The following is a 22201-nucleotide window of genomic DNA, read 5'->3' as shown; positions in this document are numbered from 1 at the left end:
TCGCCGCCGGGCTTTTTCAGACTTCCGCTGCGTTGCGGTGCAGCTTGATCACCACTTTTCGGATCGTATGTTCCACGCTGACATGGCAGCCCGGTTTATGTGGTTCGCCTGGCATAAACACCGCGAACATTCCCGGTCTGAGCGTTAACGTCTGTTCGCCGTCAATGGCGTCGCACAGTTGATAATCCCCCTCTTCGTTCCAGGCATCACACTCGCGCGCACTGCCACGCAGTCCGTAACGGATCTGTTCTTCGCCTTCCAGCAGCACCTGAATATCGAGATAGTCACGATGCAGTTCGGCGCGCTTCTCCTGCGGCAGTTGCGTGGCAAACTGCATCACATTCATAAACAGCATGTCGCCCTGCAACGGATACTGCCCGGTCTCTTTATACTCCGGTCTGGCGGCCAGCGCCTGCGTTAACGCGTCGGCAATCGCCTGCGGTAACCCTGCCGCCTCAGGTTGATGAATATCGCCCGTGATCATGGCATCACTCCTTCTGCCCATAGTGCCGCACCCAGCAGCCCGGCATCGTGGCGGAAACAGGCTTCGCGTAATGCGGTCTGATACGCCTGTGGCTCTTCGGCGAGGAATGCTTTTACCTGCGCCAGATACCCCTCTGCCAGCCCGACGCTGCCGCCGACCACCACACACTCGCAGTCGGTCACCGCTTTTACGTCAGCAATCAGGCGGGCCAGCGTTTGTGCTGAGTACGTAATCAGTTCCACTGCCTGCGTGTGCCCCTGCTGCGCACGTGCGAAGATCGTTTTCGCATCCAGCCCCTGCAAATCGCCGTGCGCCGCTGCCGCTATGCCGCGCCCGGAGGCGATCGCTTCCACACACCCGATACGCCCGCAACCGCAGCGCGGCCCGTGAGGATCAGCCAGCGTATGGCCGATATGCCCCGCCAGACCGCCCTCACCGGTCAGCAGTTTGCCACCGCTGACGATCCCGCCGCCGACGCCAGTTGAAACGGTGATAAACACCATCACCGGCACCGGGGCGCGCAACGCATGATATTCCGCCAGCGCCGCGGCCTGGGCGTCGTTCAGCGCCACGCACGGCAAACCGGTGATGCGCGACAGCGTTTCCACCAGCGGAAAGCGGGCCAGACCGCCGAGGTTTGCCGGGTTAATCGACGTCAGTATGCCGTCATGAATAATCCCGGTGGAGGCCACCGCCACCCGCGTTGCGCCCGGCAACAGCGGTTGTACCAGCTGACGTAAGGCTTCCGCTAACGCTTCCGGCGTCTTGCTGGCGGGCGTTGGCATTTCGCGGCGGGCTGTAATCTGCAGGTCACTGTTAACGCACCCGGCCGCCAGTTTCGTGCCGCCGATATCAATGGCCAGCGTGGTCATGAGCGCATCCTTACGTCGCTTTTATGGCCCCCCAAAGGCACGGCGCCGCTGAAGGGTTTGCCATCGATGGCATCATGCGTGCGCAGCGCTTCCGGGCGGATCCAGCGCTGAACCCGCGACGGCATATCCAGACCAATCAGCAGGATCACCACGAACGTCAGGCCGAAGGAGAGCGATCCCAGTGCGGTGCCCAGATCCAGCTTCTGCGCGATCAACGCGCCGATCACCGGCGCCAGTGCGCCACCCAGCGCGCCAACGTTATAGGTAAAGCCGAGACCGGCAGCGCGTTGATCCGTATCGAAATAGCCGCCGATCAATTTCGGCAGGATCCCGGAGATCCCCTGTCCCAACATCTGCTGGAAGAAGAGTAACAAGCCCAGCACCCAGACGCTGGTACCACCGATGGCAAACACCGGGATAATCAGCACCTGTGAGGCCAGCAGGCTACAGACGTAGGCTTTGCGAGTACCGAGCCAGTCGCCGAGGAAACCCCCGACACAGCAACCGACCGCCGCACCAAAGCCGCTAAAGAACAGCACACGAGCGACAGTGGAAGGATCGTAAGCCAGTTCGGTTTTCAGGTACGTCGGCAGCAGCGCCTGAATAGGCCAGGAATAGAGGAATGCAAACAGCACGACGACCATCAGCATCACCCCTGTCGGCCAGCGTTTGCCGCTGCTCTGCACCATAAAACTGATGAAAATCGCTGCGCACACCAGACCGAGGATCGCGACCATCACCGCGGTACGCATATCGCCCGCGAAGCAATACCACAACGACGCAGCCGCCACGACGGTCATGAGGATGTTGATCATCCGATGATTGCCACGGTAGAGAATATCAACCATCGTACGTACTGGCGCTTTGCCTTCGTGTTTTTCTTTCCAGTCTTCCGCTTCAGGAATGTTTTTCCGCAGCCACAGCGCGAAAGCAATGGGCAGGATGCCGATGAAAAACAGCGCGCGCCAGCCCCAGACCGGCACTACCAGGCTATAGACCTGTGCAGCCACCACGGCGCCGACCGAGAAACCAGAAATCAAAAAACCACTGGCTTTATTACGTAAATGCTTTGGCCAGCTCTCAATGACGTAAGTGGCGCTGGAGCCGTACTCACCCGCCATTCCCATGCCGATCACCAGACGGGCGATGAACATGGTGGTAAAACCGGGCGCCAGACCGCAGGCCAGCGTCCCGAAGGAGAACAGGACGATACTGCTGACCATCGCCAGACGGCGACCGTAGCGGTCCCCCATGGCGCCTAACATCAGACCGCCAAACCAGCGGGAAATAAAGGCGGCGGAGATGAGGCTTGCCGCCTGCACCGTCGTCAGACCGAACTCACCCTGAATTTCGGTGAGCACCAGGGCAATCAGAACAAAATCGAAACCATCTAATAAATACCCCAACCAGGCGGCAGAAAACGCGCGCCACTGTTCTTTGTTGAGATGGCGGTACCACGGGATGCTTTGGGTTGACATACTCATATCACTCTCCCGACGCTCGTCGTTTCGTTGTTTTTATCCGGCGATATGCTGGCGCTTCTCAGCCTGAAGCTGGCTCGCTAACGCCTTCAGTTCCGGCAGATATTTTTCTTCCACCGGGGCAAACGGCTTACGACACAACGGAACAGAAACCACATCCATGTAATGCAGCACAGTTTTCAGACCACGGAAGACACCGGTTTTGATCAGCAGATCGATGACCTTATTACATTCACTTTGCAGTTGTTGCGCGGTCCTGATATCTCCCGCCTGTAACGCCTTCACGATATTAAGGTAGCGCCAGCCCATGATGTTATAGGTGCTGCCGATCCCACCGTCAGCACCGGCAAGCAGGCCGGAGGCGAAGATTTCGTCATAACCGTTGTAGAGCACCAGATCCGGATGTGCGCGGCGGATCTGCTCCATCTGGAAGAGATCGCCAGACGTTTGCTTCAGCGCGCCGACACCCGGCAGCGTCACCAGAGTGTTGATCTGATCCAGGCTGAGTTTCACGCCACTTAGCGCCGGAATGTTGTATACCACCATCGGCAGACCATCAGCGGCATCAATGACAGCCCGGTAGTGATCGCAATGCTCCTCGAAACTGAAAGGGTAATAGAACGGTGTTACCGCAGAGACCGCATCAAAGCCGTAGCGATTCGCCGCCGCCGCGAGTTGCTGCGTTTCCGCCGTGCTGACGCAACCAACGTGCGCAATCAGCGTCACTTTGTCTTTTGCCTCTTCCGCCACGATTTCAAGCACTTCCTGACGTTCAGCCACGCTCTGCACAAACGCTTCGCCGGTTGAACCGCCGACGTATAACCCGTCAATCCCCTGACTGATGTTGAAGCGAACCAGTCGCCGCAGGCTCTCTTTATCCAGCCCCTGTTCTTTAGTGAAGGGGGTCAGTAAAGCGGGCATAACCCCACGTAAATTCACGCTCATAGATACCTCATAGTGATGTTTTAGCTGAAATTCGATATACCTTTATACCTGTTATACCAGATCAAATAAGCAGCAGTTAATGGCAGATGTTTAATCTGCGATCAGCTTCACTAAACGACGATCGTTAAGATCGGGAGGATTTGCGGGTTTTCTTTTCCTGGCCAAACGCGTGCCAGGTGGCGGAAACACTGTTGAGATGGGTTTGCAGCGCGCGATCCGCTTCGTCAGGATCGCGGTGGCGGATCGCATCGACGATCGCCACATGCTGTTGATAACTCACATAGTTATGTTCGTGGAGTTCCTGATCCGGCACTTTTGGCCGTGCGGCGATCAACCAGTCGAGCAGCGCGACGTGGATCGCCATGAAGATCGGGTTACCGGGGATTTCCGCCAGCACGCGGTGGAAATCAACATCGGAACGGATAAACAGTACGTTGTCATCCAGCGACTGATTGTTAAGCTCCAGCGCTTTCGCCAGCTGGTCGATTTGCGCGGGCGTGGCGTTTTCCGCCGCATAACGCACAAGGCTGGATTCGAAAAAGAGACGTAGCTGTTCAAAATGGGCGATGCCACCGGGATGGGAGAGGAAATCCTTCGCCATACCGGACAGTTCGCTGATGATAGTATCCGCCGAAGGGCGCGACACGCGGGCGCGTTCACCGTTGCTGATTTGCACCAGCCCTTTGCGCTTCAGCGCTGCCAGCGCTTCCCTGACCGACGGGCGACCAACGTTGAAAAAGGCCATCAACTCACGTTCGGAGGGCAACTGTTCCCCCTCCGCAAACTCACGGCGGCGAATCATCTGTTCCAGCTCTTCTTCCACCATTTCGGAGAGCTTTTTACGCGCCAGCGGACGGCGACGCAAACTGCGACCAATGGTGTCTGAAGCGTTTTCTTCTTGCGGATCAAATGCGTTCATAAATGCCATAGCGTTGATATGTGACAGCTTTCTTCATCTTATCACAGGAATTTCTGACTGGCGAAACCACCTGCAGATAACAAAACAGGCCCGGACGGGCCTGTTAAAAGATTACTTCACCACGCGCAGCGCCGGACGGCCGCCGCGAGGAGGCGGGGTATCATCGGGATCGTCATCATCCTCATGATCGGGTTTGTCGCCGTCGATCACTGACATCATCGTTTCGGTTTCACCCGTTACGGTGGCTTCGTCATCAATCAGGCTGACACCCTCTTCATCATAAGCCGCTTCCGGCTCAAACATGGTGCCTGCGCCGTTTTCACGCGCGTAAATGGCCAGCACCGCGGCCAGCGGAACGGAAACCTGACGCGGCACGCCGCCGAAGCGCGCGTTGAAGCTCACTTCGTCGTTGGCAAGCTCCAGATTCCCCACGGCACGCGGGGCGATGTTCAGCACAATTTGCCCGTCGCGGGCATATTCCATCGGTACGCGAACGCCTGGCAGCGTGACATCCACCACCAGGTGCGGCGTTAACTGATTATCCAGCAACCACTCGTAGAAGGCCCTTAGCAAGTAGGGACGGCGTGGAGACAGTTGAGATACATCCATGCGTTAGCCTCGACCGAGGCGCATTTCACGCTCGGCTTCAGTTAAAGAAGCGAGGAAGGAATCACGCTCAAAGACGCGCGTCATATACCCTTTCAGCTCTTTCGAACCGGCGCCAACCAGTTCAATGCCGAGTACCGGTAAACGCCACAGCAGCGGTGCCAGGTAGCAATCAACCAGACTGAACTCGTCGCTCAGGAAATACGGTTTCTGGGTAAATACCGGCGCAATCGCCTGTAATTCTTCACGCAGTTGTTTACGGGCAGCATCAGCCTGAGAGGCAGAACCGGTAGTGATGATGTTCATCAGCGAATACCAGTCTTTTTCGATGCGATGCATATACAGGCGGCTTTCACCACGCGCCACCGGATAGACCGGCATTAACGGCGGATGCGGGAAACGCTCATCCAGATATTCCATAATGATGCGGGATTCCCACAGGGTGAGCTCACGATCCACCAGCGTCGGGACGCTCTGATTCGGGTTGAGGTCAATCAGATCCTGAGGCGGGTTATCCTTCTCCACGTGCTCTATCTCAAAACTGACACCCTTTTCGGCCAGCACAATGCGGACCTGATGGCTATAGATGTCAGTAGGACCAGAAAACAGCGTCATTACCGAACGTTTGTTGGCAGCGACAGCCATGAAAACCTCCAGGTATATTCAGAATTTTTACTGCTGCCAGCCACTCAGTGGCCAGCCAGATATAAGGCCCCATCTGCACGCAGGACACCCTTTGTTCAACGTGAAAACAAAAAATGAACAATCCCCGGCATTTGGGCAGAAAATTGGATGATAGTTTACCAGATTTTGTTGGCTTTGGGGTGAGGCGATTCTGGAAATGCTGAAAAAGAGAGTAGAACCAGGGTCTGTTTGTGGATATCACGGATTTTATCCATAAAAAAAACCCGCCGAAGCGGGTTTTTTCGCCAATTCTTCTCCTGCAAACGCAGGACAAAATTAACGTTTGGAGAACTGCGGACGACGGCGTGCTTTACGCAGACCGACTTTCTTACGTTCAACCTGACGAGCGTCACGAGTAACGAAGCCAGCTTTACGCAGTTCGCCACGCAGGGACTCGTCGTACTCCATCAGAGCGCGGGTGATACCGTGACGGATCGCACCAGCCTGACCAGAGATACCACCACCTTTAACGGTGATGTACAGATCCAGTTTCTCAACCATGTCGACCAGTTCCAGCGGCTGGCGAACTACCATGCGGGCAGTTTCGCGACCGAAGTACTGTTCCAGTGAACGCTGGTTGATAACGATTTTGCCGTTGCCCGGTTTGATGAACACACGAGCTGCGGAACTTTTGCGGCGACCAGTGCCGTAGTATTGATTTTCAGCCATTGCCTATAATCCCGATTAGATGTCAAGAACTTGCGGTTGCTGTGCCGCGTGGTTGTGCTCGTTGCCCGCGTAAACTTTCAGTTTACGGTACATAGCACGACCCAGCGGGCCTTTTGGCAGCATGCCTTTAACCGCGATTTCAATCACACGCTCAGGACGGCGGGCAATCATCTCTTCAAAGGTCGCTTCTTTGATACCACCGATGTGGCCGGTGTGGTGGTAGTACATTTTGTCTTCGCGCTTGTTGCCGGTGACAGCAACTTTTTCTGCGTTCAGAACGATGATGTAATCACCAGTATCAACGTGCGGAGTGTATTCCGCTTTATGCTTACCGCGCAGGCGACGAGCCAGTTCGGTAGCCAGACGGCCCAGAGTTTTACCGGTCGCGTCAACAACATACCAGTCGCGTTTTACGGTTTCTGGTTTAGCTGTAAAAGTTTTCATTAAAAGCTTACCCAAATAATTAGTTTCACGTTGGTGAACACACAAACGTCTAAAAATATGTGAGGTTCACACGACATTGTCCAGTAAACCTACCCCCTCGGATATGTTTAGCCGGCACACAAGGTTTCGGGAAAAAAACACTTGTTGTAACGTGGGGTCGCAGGATTATAGAGAAGTCGGGGTCAAAGATCGACCCCTTTTTGTGATTCGCGCAGGGTTTTTAGCCCGCTAAGTGCTCACGCTTCAGATATTCTTCGCTCTGCATTTCCTGCAAACGCGACAGGCAACGCTGGAACTCAAATTTCAGCCGCTCGCCCTGGTAAATGTCATATAAAGGCACCGCGGCGCTGACCACCAGCTTCACGTGCCGCTCGTAGAACTCATCGACCAGCGCGATAAAGCGACGCGCTTCGCTCTCCATCAACGGCGTCATTACCGGCACATCCAGCAGCAGCACGGTATGAAAGAGACGCGAAAGCGCGATGTAATCATGCTGGCTGCGCGCATCGACGCACAGCGTGGTAAAGGAAACCGCCAGCGTCTGGTTCTCGACGCCCAGCGTCTGCAGCGGACGGTGGTTAATCTCCAGTTCCGGCGCATGTTCACGCCGGGAGCCCGCCAGCGCCAGCCAGAGCTTATCCATCTCTTGTGTGGTCTCGTCGTTGAGCGGGGAGAGCCACAGGTGCGCCTGCGTCAGCGTCCGCAGGCGGTAATCCACACCGGCATCGACGTTCATGACATCGCAATGTTCCTTAATAGCCTCAATGGCAGGCAGAAAACGCGTGCGTTGCAGACCGTTGCGGTAAAGGTCATCCGGCGGAATATTCGAGGTGGTGACCAGCGTAATGCCGCGTTCGAACAGGGCTTTCATCAGTCCACCCAGCAACATGGCGTCGGTGATATCAGACACGAAAAACTCATCGAAACAGAGTACGTCGGTTTCGGCCTTAAAGCGGTCAGCAATGATCTCCAGCGGATCGCTGTGGCCCTGCAGTTGCGTCAGCTCTTCATGGACGCGCAACATAAAACGGTGAAAGTGCAGACGCTGCTTTCGCGTGCCGGGCAGGCTCTGATAGAAGAGATCCATCAGCCAGGTTTTCCCGCGCCCGACACCGCCCCACATATACAACCCGCGCACTGGCGTCATTGCCGCCGCCTCGCGTTTCCCCAACAGTTTGCCGAATCTGGCCATCAGCCCACCGCCAGACGGCGGCGCGGCGGATCGCTGCGTCAGTTCCTGCCAGATATTTTCCAGACGATTTACGGCTTCTCGCTGCACATCATCAGCCTGGTGACTGCCCTCGCTGAGAGCCTGAAGATAACGCGATGTTGGGGTAATGCTTTGCATGAGTTATTGTTATTCCTTGAAAAGCGCGATGCCGCAGTTCACGATTGACGTATAAAGAGGCGGTTCTACACTACGCGATGATACGCCAGGATTCCACTTCCTGGCGAATAGCGGTTATAGTGGCACTATCGGAGTCGCCTCACGGCCAACACCCTACGGAACCACAAAACAACGGGAGAAGTTCATGACCTGGGAATATGCGCTAATTGGCTTAGTTGTCGGCATTATTATCGGTGCTGTCGCCATGCGTTTTGGTAACCGCAAGTTACGCCAGCAGCAGGCCCTGCAGTACGAACTGGAAAAGAACAAAGCAGAGCTGGATGAGTATCGTGAAGAGTTAGTGAGCCACTTTGCCCGTAGCGCAGAGCTGCTCGATAACATGGCACACGACTACCGTCAGCTATACCAGCACATGGCGAAAAGCTCCAGCAGTCTGCTGCCGGAGATGGCGGCAGAAGCCAACCCGTTCCGCAGCCGTCTGGCGGAATCTGAAGCCAGCAATGATCAGGCGCCGGTGCAGATGCCTCGTGACTATTCCGAAGGCGCGTCCGGTCTGCTGCGCAGTGGCGCAAAACGCGACTGATCGCACAATCGCTATTATTTTTTACGGGCGCTGCCGTTGCGCCCGTCCCTTCTTCCTTGCCCCAGCTATTATTTAATCATTATCCGCATTGTTAGCTGATTGAAAATTCAATAACATCGGTCTGTTTCGGGATCTTTTTCTTACCCATCAGGTTACGAGAGCCAGCATCAATGAAGAAATCTACTTTGCTGTTGAGTGCGTTAGCGTTAAGCGTCGGATTATCTCTCTCTGCGATCCAGTCCGCAGCGGCGTCACTACCTACTGCGGTGCCAGGCCAGGGTACACTGCCCAGCCTCGCGCCGATGCTGGAAAAAGTCCTGCCCGCCGTGGTCAGTGTCCAGGTGGAAGGCACTGCAATGCAGAGCCAGCAGGTGCCCGAAGAGCTGAAAAAATTCTTTGGCGAGCAGGGGCCCGATGAGCAGGCTCAGCCGTTTGAAGGCCTCGGTTCCGGCGTCATCATTAATGCGGCGAAAGGCTACGTGCTGACCAACAACCACGTCGTCAGCCAGGCGCAGAAAATCAGCGTCCAGTTGAACGATGGCCGTGAGTTTGAAGCGAAGCTTATCGGCAGCGACGACCAGAGCGACATTGCTCTGTTGCAGTTGCAAAACCCCAGCAACCTGACCCAAATTGCCATTGCCGATTCCGACAAGCTGCGCGTCGGCGATTTCGTCGTCGCCGTCGGTAACCCGTTCGGCCTCGGGCAAACCGCCACCTCGGGGATTGTCTCCGCGCTGGGGCGTAGCGGGCTGAATCTCGAAGGGCTGGAAAACTTTATCCAGACCGATGCTTCCATTAACCGTGGTAACTCCGGCGGCGCGCTGCTCAACCTGAACGGCGAACTGATCGGTATTAACACCGCAATCCTCGCCCCTGCTGGCGGCAGCGTCGGCATCGGTTTCGCCATCCCCAGCAATATGGCGCGTACGCTCTCTCAGCAGCTGATTCAGTTTGGTGAAATCAAACGCGGTCTGCTGGGGATCAAAGGCACTGAAATGAGCGCCGACATTGCGAAAGCCTTTAAGCTCGACGTGCAGCGCGGGGCCTTCGTCAGTGAAGTGTTGCCCAATTCCGGCTCGGCAAAAGCGGGCATTAAGTCCGGCGATGTGATTGTCAGCCTCAACGGCAAGCCGCTCAGTAGCTTCGCGGAGTTGCGTTCACGCATCGCCACCACCGAACCGGGCACCAAAGTGAAGCTGGGCCTGTTGCGTGACGGCAAAGCGCTGGACGTCGAAGTGACGCTCGATAAGAGTACGTCTTCAACCGCCAGCGCGGAACAGATTTCGCCCGCATTGCAGGGTGCCTCGCTTAGCGACGGGCAACTGAAAGACGGCAGCAAAGGGATTGTTATCGACAGCATCGAGAAAGGCAGCGCCGCCGCACAGGTCGGTCTGCATAAAGATGACGTCATCATCAGCATCAACCGCGAACGCGTGCGCTCGATTGCCGAAATGCGCAAAGTGCTGGAAGCGAAACCGTCCGTTATTGCGCTGAATGTGGTGCGAGGTAACGAAAGCATCTATCTGCTGCTGCGTTAAGCGAACCTGTCCGGATGTCACATGGCGTGTGATGTCCGGATAACTCGTGTTATGCTTCGGCTGTTTACTCACCAGTGATATCAGCATCATGCTTGTAAAGCTCATACGTTCGACCGCGATCGGTTTGATTGTTGGTGGCATTTTGTTAGCCGCCATGCCGTCTTTGCGTCAGATTGGTACCCAAACCACCGCCAGTTTCGACAGCGCGGATGAATCACCCACCAGTTACAATCAGGCGGTGCGACGCGCTGCGCCTGCGGTCGTTAACGTCTATAACCGTGGACTCAACAGCAATACCAATAATCAACTGGAGATCCGCACGCTCGGCTCCGGCGTCATTATGGATGAGCGCGGCTATATCATTACCAACAAGCATGTGATCAACGATGCCGACCAGATCATCGTCGCCCTGCAGGATGGACGGGTTTTCGAGGCGCTGCTGGTCGGTTCCGACACGCTGACCGACCTGGCGGTGCTCAAAATCAACGCGACGGGCGGTTTGCCGATTATCCCCATCAATCCGAAACGTATTCCCCACATTGGCGATGTGGTACTGGCGATCGGTAACCCGTACAACCTCGGGCAGACCATCACCCAGGGGATCATCAGCGCTACCGGTCGTATCGGTCTGAACCCCACCGGGCGGCAGAACTTCCTGCAAACCGATGCTTCCATCAACCACGGCAACTCCGGCGGCGCGCTGGTGAATTCGCTGGGCGAACTGATGGGGATTAACACCCTCTCCTTCGATAAGAGCAACGACGGAGAAACGCCGGAAGGGATCGGTTTCGCCATTCCTTTCCAGCTCGCTACCAAAATCATGGATAAGTTGATCCGCGATGGCCGCGTTATCCGTGGATACATTGGCATTGGCGGGCGCGAAATTACGCCACTGCACGCACAAAGCGGCGGTGGGATCGATCAGCTTCAGGGAATTGTGGTCAACGAAGTGGCGCCTGGCGGCCCGGCGGCGCTGGCAGGCATTCAGGTTAACGACGTCATCACGTCGGTGAACGGTAAACCGGCTATCTCCGCGCTGGAGACGATGGATCAGGTGGCGGAAATTCGCCCGGGTTCAGAAATCGCAGTGGTGGTGATGCGTGATGATAAGAAAATCACCCTGTCTGTGACGGTGCAGGAATACCCCGCCACCAACTGACAGCCATAAAAAAACCGGAGCTTAATGAAGCTCCGGTTTTTGCATTCGCGAAACCTTACTTGTTCACGAACTCTTCGCCAAGTGCGATATCTTTCTTCAGCGTATCCAGCATGCCTTCCAGCGCCTGCTGTTCGAAAGCGCTCAGTTTGCCGATTGATTTACGCTCTTCGATACCGTTTTTACCCAGCAGCAGCGGCTGAGAGAAGAAACGGGCATGCTGACCGTCACCTTCAACGTACGCGCATTCCACAACACCTTTTTCGCCCTGCAGCGCACGCACCAGAGAGAGACCGAAACGTGCAGCCGCCTGACCCATAGACAGGGTTGCAGAGCCGCCACCGGCCTTCGCTTCCACCACTTCGGTACCCGCGTTCTGGATACGTTTGGTCAGATCGGCGACTTCCTGATCGGAGAAGCTCACGCCCGGGATCTGCGACAGCAGCGGCAGAATTGTCACGCCTGAGTGACCACCAATCACCGGCACTTCAACGTCAGTCGGCTGTTTGCCTTTCAGTTCGGCAACAAAGGTGTTGGAACGAATGATGTCCAGCGTCGTGACGCCAAACAGCTTGTTCTTGTCATAAACGCCGGCTTTTTTCAGCACTTCGGCCGCGATGGCAACAGTGGTGTTAACCGGGTTAGTAATGATACCAATGCAGGCTTTCGGGCAGGTTTTCGCAATCTGCTGCACCAGGTTTTTCACGATGCCCGCGTTGACGTTGAACAGATCGGAACGATCCATCCCCGGCTTACGCGCCACACCTGCGGAGATCAGAACCACGTCAGCACCACCCAGTGCCGGCGTTGCATCTTCACCGGAGAAACCTTTGATTTTTACATCGGTAGGAATATGGCTAAGATCCACGGCCACGCCAGGCGTGACTGGCGCGATATCATACAGGGAGAGTTCTGAGCCTGAAGGCAGTTGGGTCTTAAGTAGTAGGGCAAGCGCCTGGCCAATACCGCCAGCTGCGCCAAGGACTGCGACTTTCATCCTAAACTCCTTATTATGGTTAATTTAATCTACCGTTATCTCGCTGCGGCGACCTTAATTCACAAGGTCAATAATTACAATAAGATCACTTTTAGAATGCGGGGTACGTACCGATTCAACAATCTTTTAAGAATCACTCACCGCCAGCGCCGGAAAACGGTTGACTGTTGGTTACAATACACCCTGCCAGGCTAGCAAAACAACATCATTTTTATAACATTTGTTTTACTTTTACCCTTATTTTCATCCCGTGACACAAGCATGTTTCTTGATAACGTTTTTTGATAAAATCCCCCCCTTTCATAACATTATTTTAGCCTTTTCCGTGGCAGATCATTTGCATAAAAATTCATTCAAATGCATAATAATGTTGTTTTCTCCGCCATGATACGGGTGACATATGCGAAGCTCGGCAAAACAAGAAGAGTTAGTAAAAGCATTTAAAGCGCTACTAAAAGAAGAAAAATTCAGTTCTCAGGGTGAGATCGTTCAGGCATTGCAGGAGGATGGATTCGATAATATTAATCAGTCCAAAGTCTCCCGCATGCTGACGAAGTTTGGCGCCGTGCGTACGCGCAACGCCAAAATGGAAATGGTCTACTGCCTGCCTGCCGAACTGGGTGTCCCGACGACCTCCAGCCCGCTGAAAAATCTGGTTCTGGATATCGATTACAACGATTCTGTGGTGGTTATCCACACGAGCCCGGGTGCGGCGCAGTTGATCGCACGCCTGCTGGACTCGCTGGGTAAAGCAGAAGGTATTCTCGGCAGCATCGCCGGTGACGATACCATCTTCACGACACCGGCCCGTGGTTTTTCCGTGAAAGAACTGTTCGAAGCCATTCTGGAGCTGTTCGAACAGGAGCTGTGATCCGCTGCGCCCTCTGGCAGTCGTCCAGAGGGTTACCCTTTCCCGCCGCAACGTAAACGCAACAAATCTCGCTTTTACTTTAACAAATAGTGCGATTCACCAGTCAAAACCATTCACCCAGCGAATACTAACGCACAAATCGTTAAATCCAGTTATCTATATGATTTTCTTATCGTTCATTAAGATAAAGGGTTCTCATTTCCCTTTTTTAATTCCTTCACGTTATAAAAAATCATTCCCTTAGCGAGTAATCAGGCAGTAAACCATTAGCAGGGTATTAATTTTTTCCGTGACGAGTGTATACTTGATTTTGTGATGAGGGTCACGAAATGAGGGCCCCACGAAAATATTCGACGAGGTAAAAATCATGAAAACTACCAGCACTGTTGCAGTCCTGAGTCTCCTGTCCGCGCTCTCTTTTGGCGCTTTCGCTGCCGATTCCATCACCAGCGAACAGGCACAAAACCGTCAGTCTATCGGCACCGTTTCCGTTGGCGCCATCGCGTCTTCTCCGATGGACATGAACGCCATGCTGAGCAAAAAAGCCGATGAGCAGGGTGCAACATCCTACCGTGTGATTGAAGCCCATAACGGCGACCAGTGGCACGCCACTGCAGAACTGTACAAATAAGTTCTGACAATATCCGATCTGTTATTCGTCAGCGGCCACCAGGCATAAAAAAAGCAGTTTAACCCTTCTCGCCGCTGATTCGACCCAATTTTATGGAGTAAAAAGAGTATGAAACGCGCAATGATCATCGCATCCCTTGGTTTAGCTTCTGTTCTTTCTTTCGGTGCCAGCGCCGCGGTACATCAGGTCAGCGCTGACCAGGCCCGCAATCTGCAGCCGATGGGCACCATTTCTGTTGCTCAGATTGGTAGCGCCCCGATGGATATGCGCCAGGCACTGGACGCGAAAGCAGCAAAAGAAGGCGCATCCGCCTACCGCATTATTGAAGCCCGTTCTGATGCCAGCTGGCACGCAACGGCAGAACTGTACAAATAAACCCTCGTCGTCTTGTCCGACGACTTGCCCCCGCTCGCCGGGGGCTTTTTTTATAGCTGAACGTTAAAGCGCAACTGCCCTTCCGACTCCTCTTCGGCTTCATCAAACAGCAGGATCAGTGCGCCAAACCGTCGGCGCTGAACGTCGCTGAGATGGGAGAACTCAATCTCCAGCGGCAGTGGCAATACGCTTCCCGTCACCACATCCCACAGCGAATCCAGATCGTTGACCTGTTCACGCCCCAGGGCGAAAACGTGGCGGAATTGCTGATAAAAATCATCCATGGTTTCGATTTCGTCAAAATCAAAGGTGTAGATTTTCATGCCTGCGCCCCATCCCGGACGGGTGGCGAGCGCCACCCGTTTCCTTACTCGCTTACAATCCCCCAAGGTGCAGGGTTTTCACTTCCAGAAACTCCTCCAGCCCCAGCACGGAGCCTTCACGACCCAGACCGGACTCCTTCACGCCGCCGAACGGACCAAGCTCTGTCGAGACGGAGCATTCGTTGATGCCGATCATGCCGCTTTCCAGCGCCTGAGAAACGCGGAAGACGCGTTGCAGATTTTGCGTGTAGAAGTAGGCCGCCAGACCAAACGGCGTGTTATTCGCCCGCTGAATGACTTCATCCTCGGTGGTAAAACGGAAACAGGCGGCGACGGGCCCGAAGGTTTCTTCCTGCGCCAGCTTCATGTTGTCGCTGCACTCACCCAGCACGGTTGGCTGCCAGAAATTCCCGCCCAGTGCGTGCGGTTTGCCACCGGCCAGCACGCGGGCGCCTTTTTCTACCGCGTCGGCAACGTGCTCTTTCACTTTTTCAACGGCCGACGGTTCAATCAACGGGCCTACCACCACGCCCTCGTCCACGCCGTTGCCGACTTTTAACGCATTCACCGCATCGGCGAGCTGACGGGTAAACGCGTCATAGACGTTTTCATGAATGTAGAAGCGGTTGACGCTCACGCACACCTGCCCGGCATTGCGGAATTTATTGGCGATCGCCCCTTTCACCGCGGCGTCGATGTCAGCGTCCTCAAAGACGATGTAAGGCGCGTTGCCGCCCAGCTCCATCGACACTTTCTTCATCGTCTCTGCGGCGTTACGTACCAGCGTTTTACCGACGGCGGTCGACCCGGTGAAGGAGATTTTGCGTACCTCATGGCTCGCCATGATGGCGTCACTGATTTCTGGCGTATTGCCCGCCACAGCGTTCAGTACCCCGTCCGGCACACCGGCCTTTTTCGCCAGTTGCAGTAGTGCAAAGGCGCTCAATGGCGTGTTATTCGCCGGTTTAATCACCCCGGTACACCCTGCGGCCAGTGCCGGGCCGAGCTTACGCGTCAACATCGCCATCGGGAAATTCCACGGCGTGATCGCCGCCACCACGCCGACCGGTTCGCGGGTCGCCAGAATGCGCGAACCGGGTTTCACCGCCGGTATAATTTCGCCGTTGGCGCGTTTCGCCTGTTCGGCAAACCACTGAATAAAACTGGCGGCGTAATCCACTTCCCCTTCGGCTTCTTTGATCGGTTTTCCCTGCTCGGCGGTCATTAGCCTGCCAAGCCAGGATTTGTTCTCGATGATCAACTGATACCATTTGTTGAGTATTTCCGAACGCTCTTTTGCGGTTTTCGCCCGCCAGCCCGGGAAGGCTTTACTGGCGGCCGCAATGGCCTCTTCGGTCTCTTTCTTACCGGCTTTCGCGACCTTCGCCAGGGTTTCTCCGGTCGCCGGGTTCACCACGTCAAAGGTGGTGTCGAGGTTTTTCCAGACACCGTCAACGAAATAACCGGTCCGGAACAGCTCGTGATCCTGAAGCGCCTGTATTGTCATTTGTCCTCCTGGTATGTTGTGTTCTGCCTGACAAATAAGTATAGCCACAAAAAAACCGACGCTTCTGGCGTCGGTTTTCGGGGTTAGTTATCGGTCAGCGCATTCTGGTATTTGTTCAACATACCCACCAGCCGGTTTACCGGCTCGGTCACCTGCGGTGGCGCTTCCCAGGTTCGCAGTTTTTCCTGATAGACGTCGAGCTCTTCCAGCAGTTGTGTAAAGCAGCGGCGGCGTTTGACGTCGTTGTTGGCGGTAATCACCCGGTCGGCGGTGCGACGCAACTGACGGTGAAAAGCGGAGAGATCGTCATTAATGGGCACCGGCGCGTCGCGCAGGCGCTGATGCGCGATAATCAGCGTCAGGGCGAGGCGGAATTTCGCCAGGTCGCCGGGGAATTTGTTCAGCAGCAAAAACAGCTGTTGATACAGAGCCGGAAGACGGTTCTCTTTGCGTCGCGCCGTGTTGGTGGTCATCGCGGAGACGGCCGCCGAGACAAACTGGTTCAGCAGCACGCGTCCGGTACGCGCCTGTGAGTTATCGCGGATCAGCAGGATCACCATAAACGCCAGGAAACAGCCCACCAGTTGGCCCAGCGCGCTGTCGAGGAACTGGCTGAAATGAAAGGTCATCGGGTTATCAAGCACGATGATGTTGATCGTACTCGCCAGCGCTCCCAGCGAACCCAGCCGACGCTTCTGCACTTCAATACCAATGAAGAACGCCAGCACAGCGAGGCTGATGCAGAGCAGCAACATGCTTTGCTGTGTTGAGGGGATAATCACGAGGAAAAACAGTGCCCCCAACGGCAGCGCGGCCAGCGTACCGTAAATAAAGTCGATGGCTACCATGCGCGGGTTCGGCAGACGCATCGCCAGCGACGTGACCACCGCAATCATGACCATCGCGCCGCTACCCGACGTCCAGCCCGTCCACAGCCAGAACAATGTGCCAAGTACGCAGGACATCGTGGTACGCCAGAAGTTGATCATCGCGTGATGGCGTTCGGCGGATTCCGCGCGCACCACCACCTCGCCCTGTAAGATTTCCTCTTCGCGAACGCTGATTTTGGCATTGCTGATCACGCCGCGTTTGAGCAACTGGTAGCGCGTGGCAGCGCCGATCCAGCTGTAAATCGTCACTGGCGTGTCGTGTTCGCCCGTCCACACCAGCACGCGACGCATGCGTTTGAGCTGTTTATGCACATCCTGCGGCGTTTCCACTGGCGCACTGAACAGCTCCCGCCAGGTGTCGGTGATAAGCTCCGGGCGCGTGTTCTGAATCAGGTAGGTTTCACAGGCCTGCGTGATGAGCGTCAGCGAAAGGGTGTTCAGCGCTTTCAGGCGGCGGTTGGCTTTGGCCCAGCGCGAAGATTCCATATGCAGGTTGCTGCGCATCCCTTCCATCGCCTGGGCGCGGCGCACCAGCGCACTCCAGGCTTTGTCCACCTCTTCGCTGTCGCCGTGGCGGATGCACAACTGCATTAGCTGATATTGCGCCACCAGCAACGCATCAAGCTCCCGGTCGATCTCCTGTTTAATGGATCGCGGGGAAAACAGCAGATCAGCGACGATCGCACAAACAATGCCGATCACAATCTCGCTGCAGCGTTCCACCGCAAACTGCGGCGTCAACAGCGGCTCGGTCTGAATGGTGATCACGATGATAAGCGCGGTGTACCCCGCCAGCCCCCAGGCGTAGGAGTTTTCCACGCGTACCAGGGAAGAGAGCCAGGTACAGAAACCCGCCCACACGCAGCACACCAGAATCATCAGCAGCGGCGCGCGGATCATCAGAATGATGATGGTGAGCGCGGCGATACAGCCAATAAAAGTACCAATAATACGCAGCATGCCGCGGTAACGGATGGCACCGGAATAGGGTTCGCCACCGGCGGCAAAGGCCGGGCCTGCCGCGACAATCGCGGCGGTCAGCACCGCCCAGCGCGGTGTTTCCAGCTCGAAGTGAAAGCCGACAAACAGCGCCAGCACAATCGCACAGGCAAGCTTAAGCGCAAAGCGAATATGCTGACTGGCGATAGAAAAAATGCCCATCGCGATTAGCCGAACTCACGCAGGCGCAGCGCCAGTTTCTGGAAAAACGTCATCTGCCGCTCGTCGCGATCCTGAGTGCCGGTAATGACAACGGTCGCCGTTGTACCGGCGGGCCACAGATTGCCGCGCTGTTGATCGAGATGAATACGCACCGGCACACGCTGGGCAAGACGCACCCATTCCAGGTTAGAGTCGACGGTCGCCATGCCTTTGCTGTCGTTGCTGCTGCTGGCGTTGGTCACCCCCGCCGCCACACTGTTCACCGTCCCTTTAAGCACCACCGAACCGCCTAACGGCGTGATTTCCGCGCGATAACCCGGACGGACGCCTTCCAGTTTGGTCTCTTCCATATAGGCCATGACATAGAATGACCCTTCTTTCACCAGCGCCACCGCCGTAGATCCGCGGGTAATAAACTCACCGGTATAGACGTTAAGGTTGGTTACCCAGCCGTCCGCGGGTGCGCGGATGGTGGTGCGTTCCAGATCCAGTCGCGCCAGATCGCGCGAAGCCTGCGCTTTCGCCAGTTGATGTTCGACGGTTTGCAGCACGTTATTCGCCTGGTCAATCTCTTCGCGCGACATCGCCTGAATGCCTAACTGATTACGGCGGCCCGCCTCGCGGCGTTTTTCACTGGCCAGCGCCTGGTAATAGGCCACATCCGCTTCGGCCTCTTCCAGCGCTTTTTTATAACGCGGCTGGTCGATGACAAACAGCACCTGGTCTTTCTTCACCAGTTGGTTATCTTTAACATTCACCTCAGTGATGAGACCTTCAACATCCGGGGCGATGGCAACGATATCAGCGCTGAAGCGCGCGTCACGCGTCCACGGCGATTCCGTGTAATAGACCCAGGCCCGGAAAATAGCCATGAACGCCAGAATAACCAGTATCAGTGTGATGGCCGTACGGGAGATTTTTCTTGTAAGTGTTTTCACAGCGACCTCAGACGAACAAACGCGATATCAGATAAAAAAGACAGCAATACAACGCCGTATTGAACAGCGCGGGGTGCCAGACAAAATCGTAGATCCCGGAAGGAACCAGCACCTTGCGAACCAGCCAGAAGATGGCGAGCGACAACAGCAATTCGAAGAAGATCGGCGGAAATGACAGACCGAAAATCACGATGACGGGGAACAGACTCATGTTGACCTTGATTTGGGAGCAGGTGAGACGTGATGCTTTTTATTATTCAGCTAACAGTATATTAACGTAACTGTTATCCTCTTATCTACGATATGTGATCTAAATCACTTTTAAGCCAGAGTGAATAATGGAAAGACTAAAACGCATGACGGTGTTTGCCAAAGTGGTCGAATTTGGCTCCTTCACCGCGGCAGCACGACAGCTACAAATGAGTGTTTCCTCCATCAGCCAGACGGTGTCGAAACTGGAAGATGAGTTGCAGGTCAAGCTGCTCAATCGCAGCACACGCCGCATTGGCCTGACGGAAGCGGGCAAAATTTACTACCAGGGTTGCCGCCGGATGTTGCATGAAGTGCAGGACGTTCACGAGCAGCTTTACGCCTTTAACAACACCCCCATCGGCACGCTGCGCATCGGTTGTTCTTCAACGATGGCACAAAATGTACTCGCCAGTATCACCGCCGAAATGCTGAAAGAGCACCCGGGACTGACCGTGAACCTGGTGACCGGCATCCCCGCGCCTGACCTGATCGCTGATGGTCTCGACGTGGTGATCCGCGTCGGCGCGCTGCAGGATTCCAGCCTGTTCTCACGCCGACTGGGTTCGATGCCGATGGTGTTATGTGCGGCGAAAAGCTATCTGCAACAGGCCGGAACGCCCGAAAAACCCGCCGACCTCGCCAGCCATTCATGGCTTGAATATAGCGTACGCCCGGATAATGAGTTCGAGCTGATCGCCCCGGAGGGGATCTCCACCCGCTTAATTCCGCAGGGGCGTTTTGTCACCAACGATCCGATGACCCTGAACCGCTGGCTGGCGGCGGGTGCAGGTATCGCTTACGTGCCGCTGATGTGGGTGATCAATGAGATCAATCAGGGTGTGCTGGAGACGTTGCTGCCGCGCTATCAGTCCGACCCACGGCCGGTCTATGCGCTTTATACCGAGAAAGATAAGCTGCCACTGAAAGTGCAGGTCTGCATTAATGCGCTGACTGACTATTTCGTCGGGGTATCGCAGTTATATCAGGGGATGCACGGACGCGGGAATCTGCAGCAGGCGCGGACGTCAGGAAACTGAGCGCCGCGCCAACAGGGTGAGACGTGGGTTATGCGGTGCCGCCGACGGTCAGGTTATCGACCTTCAGCGTCGGCTGACCGACGCCAACCGGCAGACTCTGCCCTTCTTTGCCACAGACGCCGACGCCGTTGTCGAGCTTCAGGTCATTACCGACCATTGAGATCTGCTGCATGGCTTCGATGCCGGAGCCAATCAGCGTCGCACCTTTCACCGGTCTGGTCACTTTCCCGTTTTCAATCAGATAGGCTTCTGACGTCGAGAAGACAAATTTCCCGGAGGTGATATCCACCTGACCACCGCCAAAGTTCGGCGCGAAAATGCCGTACTCAACGGATTCGATAATTTCCTGCGGCGTTGATTTCCCGGCGAGCATGTAGGTGTTGGTCATGCGCGGCATCGGCAGGTGCGCGTAAGATTCGCGACGGCCATTCCCGGTGGGCGCAACACCCATCAGGCGCGCGTTGAGTTTGTCCTGCATGTAGCCTTTCAGCACACCGTTTTCGATGAGCACGTTGTACTGCCCCGGCGTGCCTTCGTCGTCAATGGCCACCGAACCCCGGCGATCGATCATCGTGCCGTCATCTACCACGGTGCAAAGCTCAGACGCCACCAGTTGCCCCATCTGGCCGCTAAAGACTGAGGTGCCGCGGCGGTTAAAGTCGCCTTCCAGGCCGTGACCGACCGCTTCGTGCAACAGCACACCGGGCCAGCCCGCGCCCAGCACTACCGGCATGGTTCCGGCAGGGGCCGCTACCGCCGACAGATTCACCAGCGCCATACGCACGGCCTCTTTCGCCCAGGCATCGGCACGCACGTCGCCGTTAAGATCGGCGAGGAAATAGTCATAACCAAAACGACCGCCGCCACCGCTGGCGCCACGCTCGCGTTTACCGTCCTCTTCCACCAGCACGCTGACAGAGAGACGGACCAGCGGACGCACATCGGCAGCCAGCGTGCCGTCCGTTGCCGCCACCAGGATCAGCTCATACACGCCAGTCAGGCTGGCAGACACTTCCTGCACGCGCTTATCCGCCGCGCGCGCGGTTTTGTCCACACGACGCAGAATATCCAGCTTCTCTTCACGGCTCATGCTTTGCAGCGGATCAAGGCTGGTGTAGAGCGCCGGATGTTCCACGGCGCCGAGGGTTTTCGTTTTCCCGTCGCCGTTCTCACGCACGATCGTCCGTGCCGCTTCGGCGCTGTTCTTTAGCGCCAGTTTGCTGATTTGATCGGCATAGGCGAAACCGGTTTTTTCGCCGCTCACTGCGCGGATACCAACGCCCTGATCGATGTTATACGAACCGTCTTTAATGATGCTGTCTTCTAAAACCCAGGATTCGTGATAGCTCGACTGGAAATAGAGATCACCGTAATCGAGACGGCGCTCCGTCAGTTGACCAAGAATGGCAAACAGGTCCTGATGATTCAGGCCGTTTGCCGATAGTAGTTGTTCACTTACCAGGTTCAGACTCATCGTTTTGCTACTCTTC

At 55.7% G+C, this 22201-nt stretch carries 24 protein-coding genes and 1 pseudogene; 8 read left to right on the top strand and 17 right to left on the bottom strand.

What is annotated here, in order from left to right; translation table 11 throughout:
• Positions 1 to 16 precede the first annotated feature (16 nt).
• The 10 genes from nanQ to zapE all read right to left on the bottom strand — a co-directional run bounded on the left by nanQ (position 17) and on the right by zapE (position 8452).
• On the bottom strand, positions 17 to 484 hold the full coding sequence (nanQ, locus tag AOY23_RS07650; protein WP_054179034.1) for an N-acetylneuraminate anomerase: 468 nt from the start codon (positions 482 to 484) through the stop codon (positions 17 to 19).
• Positions 481 to 1356 carry an N-acetylmannosamine kinase gene (nanK, locus tag AOY23_RS07645; RefSeq protein ID WP_054179035.1) on the bottom strand — a complete coding sequence of 292 codons (876 nt, stop codon included), beginning with the start codon at positions 1354 to 1356 and terminating at the stop codon, positions 481 to 483. The genes nanQ and nanK overlap by 4 nt, the downstream gene beginning before the upstream one ends.
• Positions 1353 to 2840 (bottom strand): MFS transporter, encoded by a 1488-nt coding sequence (locus tag AOY23_RS07640; RefSeq protein ID WP_054179036.1) that lies wholly within the window; start codon positions 2838 to 2840, stop codon positions 1353 to 1355. Before AOY23_RS07640 ends, nanK begins: the two co-directional genes overlap by 4 nt.
• 33 nt (positions 2841 to 2873) lie before the next feature.
• Positions 2874 to 3782: an N-acetylneuraminate lyase gene (gene nanA / locus AOY23_RS07635; protein ID WP_054179037.1), complete on the bottom strand. Its 909-nt coding sequence runs from the start codon at positions 3780 to 3782 to the stop codon at positions 2874 to 2876.
• Positions 3783 to 3906: 124 nt separating this feature from the next.
• On the bottom strand, positions 3907 to 4710 hold the full coding sequence (gene nanR / locus AOY23_RS07630) for a transcriptional regulator NanR (protein ID WP_054179038.1): 804 nt from the start codon (positions 4708 to 4710) through the stop codon (positions 3907 to 3909).
• A 102-nt stretch (positions 4711 to 4812) separates the two neighbouring features.
• Positions 4813 to 5310 carry a ClpXP protease specificity-enhancing factor gene (gene sspB / locus AOY23_RS07625; protein ID WP_054179039.1) on the bottom strand — a complete coding sequence of 166 codons (498 nt, stop codon included), beginning with the start codon at positions 5308 to 5310 and terminating at the stop codon, positions 4813 to 4815.
• 3 nt (positions 5311 to 5313) lie between these two features.
• On the bottom strand, positions 5314 to 5952 hold the full coding sequence (sspA, locus tag AOY23_RS07620) for a stringent starvation protein SspA (protein WP_038160803.1): 639 nt from the start codon (positions 5950 to 5952) through the stop codon (positions 5314 to 5316).
• A 315-nt stretch (positions 5953 to 6267) separates the two neighbouring features.
• Positions 6268 to 6660 (bottom strand): 30S ribosomal protein S9, encoded by a 393-nt coding sequence (gene rpsI, locus AOY23_RS07615; RefSeq protein ID WP_000829815.1) that lies wholly within the window; start codon positions 6658 to 6660, stop codon positions 6268 to 6270.
• 15 nt (positions 6661 to 6675) lie between these two features.
• On the bottom strand, positions 6676 to 7104 hold the full coding sequence (gene rplM / locus AOY23_RS07610; protein ID WP_002918559.1) for a 50S ribosomal protein L13: 429 nt from the start codon (positions 7102 to 7104) through the stop codon (positions 6676 to 6678).
• Positions 7105 to 7324: 220 nt separating this feature from the next.
• Positions 7325 to 8452 (bottom strand): cell division protein ZapE, encoded by a 1128-nt coding sequence (gene zapE, locus AOY23_RS07605; protein WP_054179040.1) that lies wholly within the window; start codon positions 8450 to 8452, stop codon positions 7325 to 7327.
• 184 nt (positions 8453 to 8636) lie between these two features.
• Here zapE and zapG point away from each other — a divergent pair, with 184 nt between their 5' ends.
• The 3 genes from zapG to degS all read left to right on the top strand — a co-directional run bounded on the left by zapG (position 8637) and on the right by degS (position 11732).
• Positions 8637 to 9035: a Z-ring associated protein ZapG gene (gene zapG / locus AOY23_RS07600; RefSeq protein WP_054179041.1), complete on the top strand. Its 399-nt coding sequence runs from the start codon at positions 8637 to 8639 to the stop codon at positions 9033 to 9035.
• Between the two features lie 170 nt (positions 9036 to 9205).
• A complete protein-coding gene (degQ, locus tag AOY23_RS07595; RefSeq protein WP_054179042.1) occupies positions 9206 to 10573 on the top strand; it encodes a serine endoprotease DegQ in 1368 nt (455 codons plus the stop codon).
• Between the two features lie 88 nt (positions 10574 to 10661).
• Positions 10662 to 11732 (top strand): outer membrane-stress sensor serine endopeptidase DegS, encoded by a 1071-nt coding sequence (gene degS, locus AOY23_RS07590; protein WP_054179089.1) that lies wholly within the window; start codon positions 10662 to 10664, stop codon positions 11730 to 11732.
• A 55-nt stretch (positions 11733 to 11787) separates the two neighbouring features.
• On the opposite strand, the gene mdh is transcribed toward degS, so the two are convergent.
• Entirely contained in the window at positions 11788 to 12726 is a 939-nt protein-coding gene (gene mdh / locus AOY23_RS07585; protein WP_054179043.1) for a malate dehydrogenase, read from the bottom strand.
• Positions 12727 to 12976: 250 nt separating this feature from the next.
• On the opposite strand from mdh, the pseudogene AOY23_RS23140 reads away from it, so the two are divergent.
• From AOY23_RS23140 to yhcN (AOY23_RS07570), 4 genes and pseudogenes are all read left to right on the top strand, one after another.
• A pseudogene (locus AOY23_RS23140) lies at positions 12977 to 13170 on the top strand (hypothetical protein).
• Positions 13127 to 13597 carry a transcriptional regulator ArgR gene (gene argR, locus AOY23_RS07580; protein ID WP_038160782.1) on the top strand — a complete coding sequence of 157 codons (471 nt, stop codon included), beginning with the start codon at positions 13127 to 13129 and terminating at the stop codon, positions 13595 to 13597. Before AOY23_RS23140 ends, argR begins: the two are co-directional and overlap by 44 nt.
• 367 nt (positions 13598 to 13964) lie before the next feature.
• Entirely contained in the window at positions 13965 to 14228 is a 264-nt protein-coding gene (gene yhcN, locus AOY23_RS07575) for a peroxide/acid stress response protein YhcN (protein ID WP_054179044.1), read from the top strand.
• A gap of 108 nt (positions 14229 to 14336) precedes the next feature.
• Complete coding sequence (yhcN, locus tag AOY23_RS07570) at positions 14337 to 14603, top strand: peroxide/acid stress response protein YhcN (protein ID WP_054179045.1); 267 nt, start codon at positions 14337 to 14339, stop codon at positions 14601 to 14603.
• Positions 14604 to 14653: 50 nt separating this feature from the next.
• On the opposite strand, the gene AOY23_RS07565 is transcribed toward yhcN (AOY23_RS07570), so the two are convergent.
• From AOY23_RS07565 to aaeX, 5 genes are all read right to left on the bottom strand, one after another.
• Entirely contained in the window at positions 14654 to 14926 is a 273-nt protein-coding gene (locus AOY23_RS07565) for a barstar family protein (protein WP_054179090.1), read from the bottom strand.
• A 52-nt stretch (positions 14927 to 14978) separates the two neighbouring features.
• Complete coding sequence (locus AOY23_RS07560) at positions 14979 to 16433, bottom strand: NAD-dependent succinate-semialdehyde dehydrogenase (RefSeq protein WP_054179046.1); 1455 nt, start codon at positions 16431 to 16433, stop codon at positions 14979 to 14981.
• An 83-nt stretch (positions 16434 to 16516) separates the two neighbouring features.
• On the bottom strand, positions 16517 to 18484 hold the full coding sequence (gene aaeB, locus AOY23_RS07555; protein ID WP_054179047.1) for a p-hydroxybenzoic acid efflux pump subunit AaeB: 1968 nt from the start codon (positions 18482 to 18484) through the stop codon (positions 16517 to 16519).
• Positions 18485 to 18489: 5 nt separating this feature from the next.
• Positions 18490 to 19422, bottom strand: a complete 933-nt coding sequence (gene aaeA, locus AOY23_RS07550; RefSeq protein WP_054179048.1) for a p-hydroxybenzoic acid efflux pump subunit AaeA — start codon at positions 19420 to 19422, stop codon at positions 18490 to 18492.
• A 7-nt stretch (positions 19423 to 19429) separates the two neighbouring features.
• Positions 19430 to 19633: a p-hydroxybenzoic acid efflux pump operon protein AaeX gene (aaeX, locus tag AOY23_RS07545; RefSeq protein WP_054179049.1), complete on the bottom strand. Its 204-nt coding sequence runs from the start codon at positions 19631 to 19633 to the stop codon at positions 19430 to 19432.
• A 127-nt stretch (positions 19634 to 19760) separates the two neighbouring features.
• Between aaeX and aaeR the strand changes: the two genes are divergently transcribed.
• Entirely contained in the window at positions 19761 to 20711 is a 951-nt protein-coding gene (gene aaeR, locus AOY23_RS07540) for an HTH-type transcriptional activator AaeR (protein ID WP_054179050.1), read from the top strand.
• Between the two features lie 28 nt (positions 20712 to 20739).
• Here the strand turns inward: aaeR and tldD are convergent, their stop codons facing one another.
• Positions 20740 to 22185 carry a metalloprotease TldD gene (gene tldD, locus AOY23_RS07535; RefSeq protein ID WP_054179051.1) on the bottom strand — a complete coding sequence of 482 codons (1446 nt, stop codon included), beginning with the start codon at positions 22183 to 22185 and terminating at the stop codon, positions 20740 to 20742.
• Positions 22186 to 22201: the final 16 nt, after the last annotated feature.

It is taken from the genome of Trabulsiella odontotermitis (genome assembly GCF_001297775.1).
GTDB classification, from domain to species: Bacteria; Pseudomonadota; Gammaproteobacteria; order Enterobacterales; family Enterobacteriaceae; genus Trabulsiella; species Trabulsiella odontotermitis.
This window is presented reverse-complemented; position numbering and strand designations above follow the sequence as displayed.

Bases quoted from the DNA above. Each gene is read 5' to 3' on its own strand.
- nanA (WP_054179037.1), bottom strand. From the start codon at position 3,782: ATGAGCGTGAATTTACGTGGGGTTATGCCCGCTTTACTGACCCCCTTC.
- degQ (WP_054179042.1), top strand. From the start codon at position 9,206: ATGAAGAAATCTACTTTGCTGTTGAGTGCGTTAGCGTTAAGCGTCGGA.
- AOY23_RS07640 (WP_054179036.1), bottom strand. From the start codon at position 2,840: ATGAGTATGTCAACCCAAAGCATCCCGTGGTACCGCCATCTCAACAAA.
- tldD (WP_054179051.1), bottom strand. From the start codon at position 22,185: ATGAGTCTGAACCTGGTAAGTGAACAACTACTATCGGCAAACGGCCTG.
- argR (WP_038160782.1), top strand. From the start codon at position 13,127: ATGCGAAGCTCGGCAAAACAAGAAGAGTTAGTAAAAGCATTTAAAGCG.
- rplM (WP_002918559.1), bottom strand. From the start codon at position 7,104: ATGAAAACTTTTACAGCTAAACCAGAAACCGTAAAACGCGACTGGTAT.
- nanK (WP_054179035.1), bottom strand. From the start codon at position 1,356: ATGACCACGCTGGCCATTGATATCGGCGGCACGAAACTGGCGGCCGGG.
- zapE (WP_054179040.1), bottom strand. From the start codon at position 8,452: ATGCAAAGCATTACCCCAACATCGCGTTATCTTCAGGCTCTCAGCGAG.
- rpsI (WP_000829815.1), bottom strand. From the start codon at position 6,660: ATGGCTGAAAATCAATACTACGGCACTGGTCGCCGCAAAAGTTCCGCA.
- zapG (WP_054179041.1), top strand. From the start codon at position 8,637: ATGACCTGGGAATATGCGCTAATTGGCTTAGTTGTCGGCATTATTATC.
- nanR (WP_054179038.1), bottom strand. From the start codon at position 4,710: ATGGCATTTATGAACGCATTTGATCCGCAAGAAGAAAACGCTTCAGAC.
- aaeB (WP_054179047.1), bottom strand. From the start codon at position 18,484: ATGGGCATTTTTTCTATCGCCAGTCAGCATATTCGCTTTGCGCTTAAG.
- aaeR (WP_054179050.1), top strand. From the start codon at position 19,761: ATGGAAAGACTAAAACGCATGACGGTGTTTGCCAAAGTGGTCGAATTT.
- yhcN (WP_054179044.1), top strand. From the start codon at position 13,965: ATGAAAACTACCAGCACTGTTGCAGTCCTGAGTCTCCTGTCCGCGCTC.
- mdh (WP_054179043.1), bottom strand. From the start codon at position 12,726: ATGAAAGTCGCAGTCCTTGGCGCAGCTGGCGGTATTGGCCAGGCGCTT.
- aaeX (WP_054179049.1), bottom strand. From the start codon at position 19,633: ATGAGTCTGTTCCCCGTCATCGTGATTTTCGGTCTGTCATTTCCGCCG.
- nanQ (WP_054179034.1), bottom strand. From the start codon at position 484: ATGATCACGGGCGATATTCATCAACCTGAGGCGGCAGGGTTACCGCAG.
- sspB (WP_054179039.1), bottom strand. From the start codon at position 5,310: ATGGATGTATCTCAACTGTCTCCACGCCGTCCCTACTTGCTAAGGGCC.
- AOY23_RS07560 (WP_054179046.1), bottom strand. From the start codon at position 16,433: ATGACAATACAGGCGCTTCAGGATCACGAGCTGTTCCGGACCGGTTAT.
- AOY23_RS07565 (WP_054179090.1), bottom strand. From the start codon at position 14,926: ATGAAAATCTACACCTTTGATTTTGACGAAATCGAAACCATGGATGAT.
- degS (WP_054179089.1), top strand. From the start codon at position 10,662: ATGCTTGTAAAGCTCATACGTTCGACCGCGATCGGTTTGATTGTTGGT.
- yhcN (WP_054179045.1), top strand. From the start codon at position 14,337: ATGAAACGCGCAATGATCATCGCATCCCTTGGTTTAGCTTCTGTTCTT.
- sspA (WP_038160803.1), bottom strand. From the start codon at position 5,952: ATGGCTGTCGCTGCCAACAAACGTTCGGTAATGACGCTGTTTTCTGGT.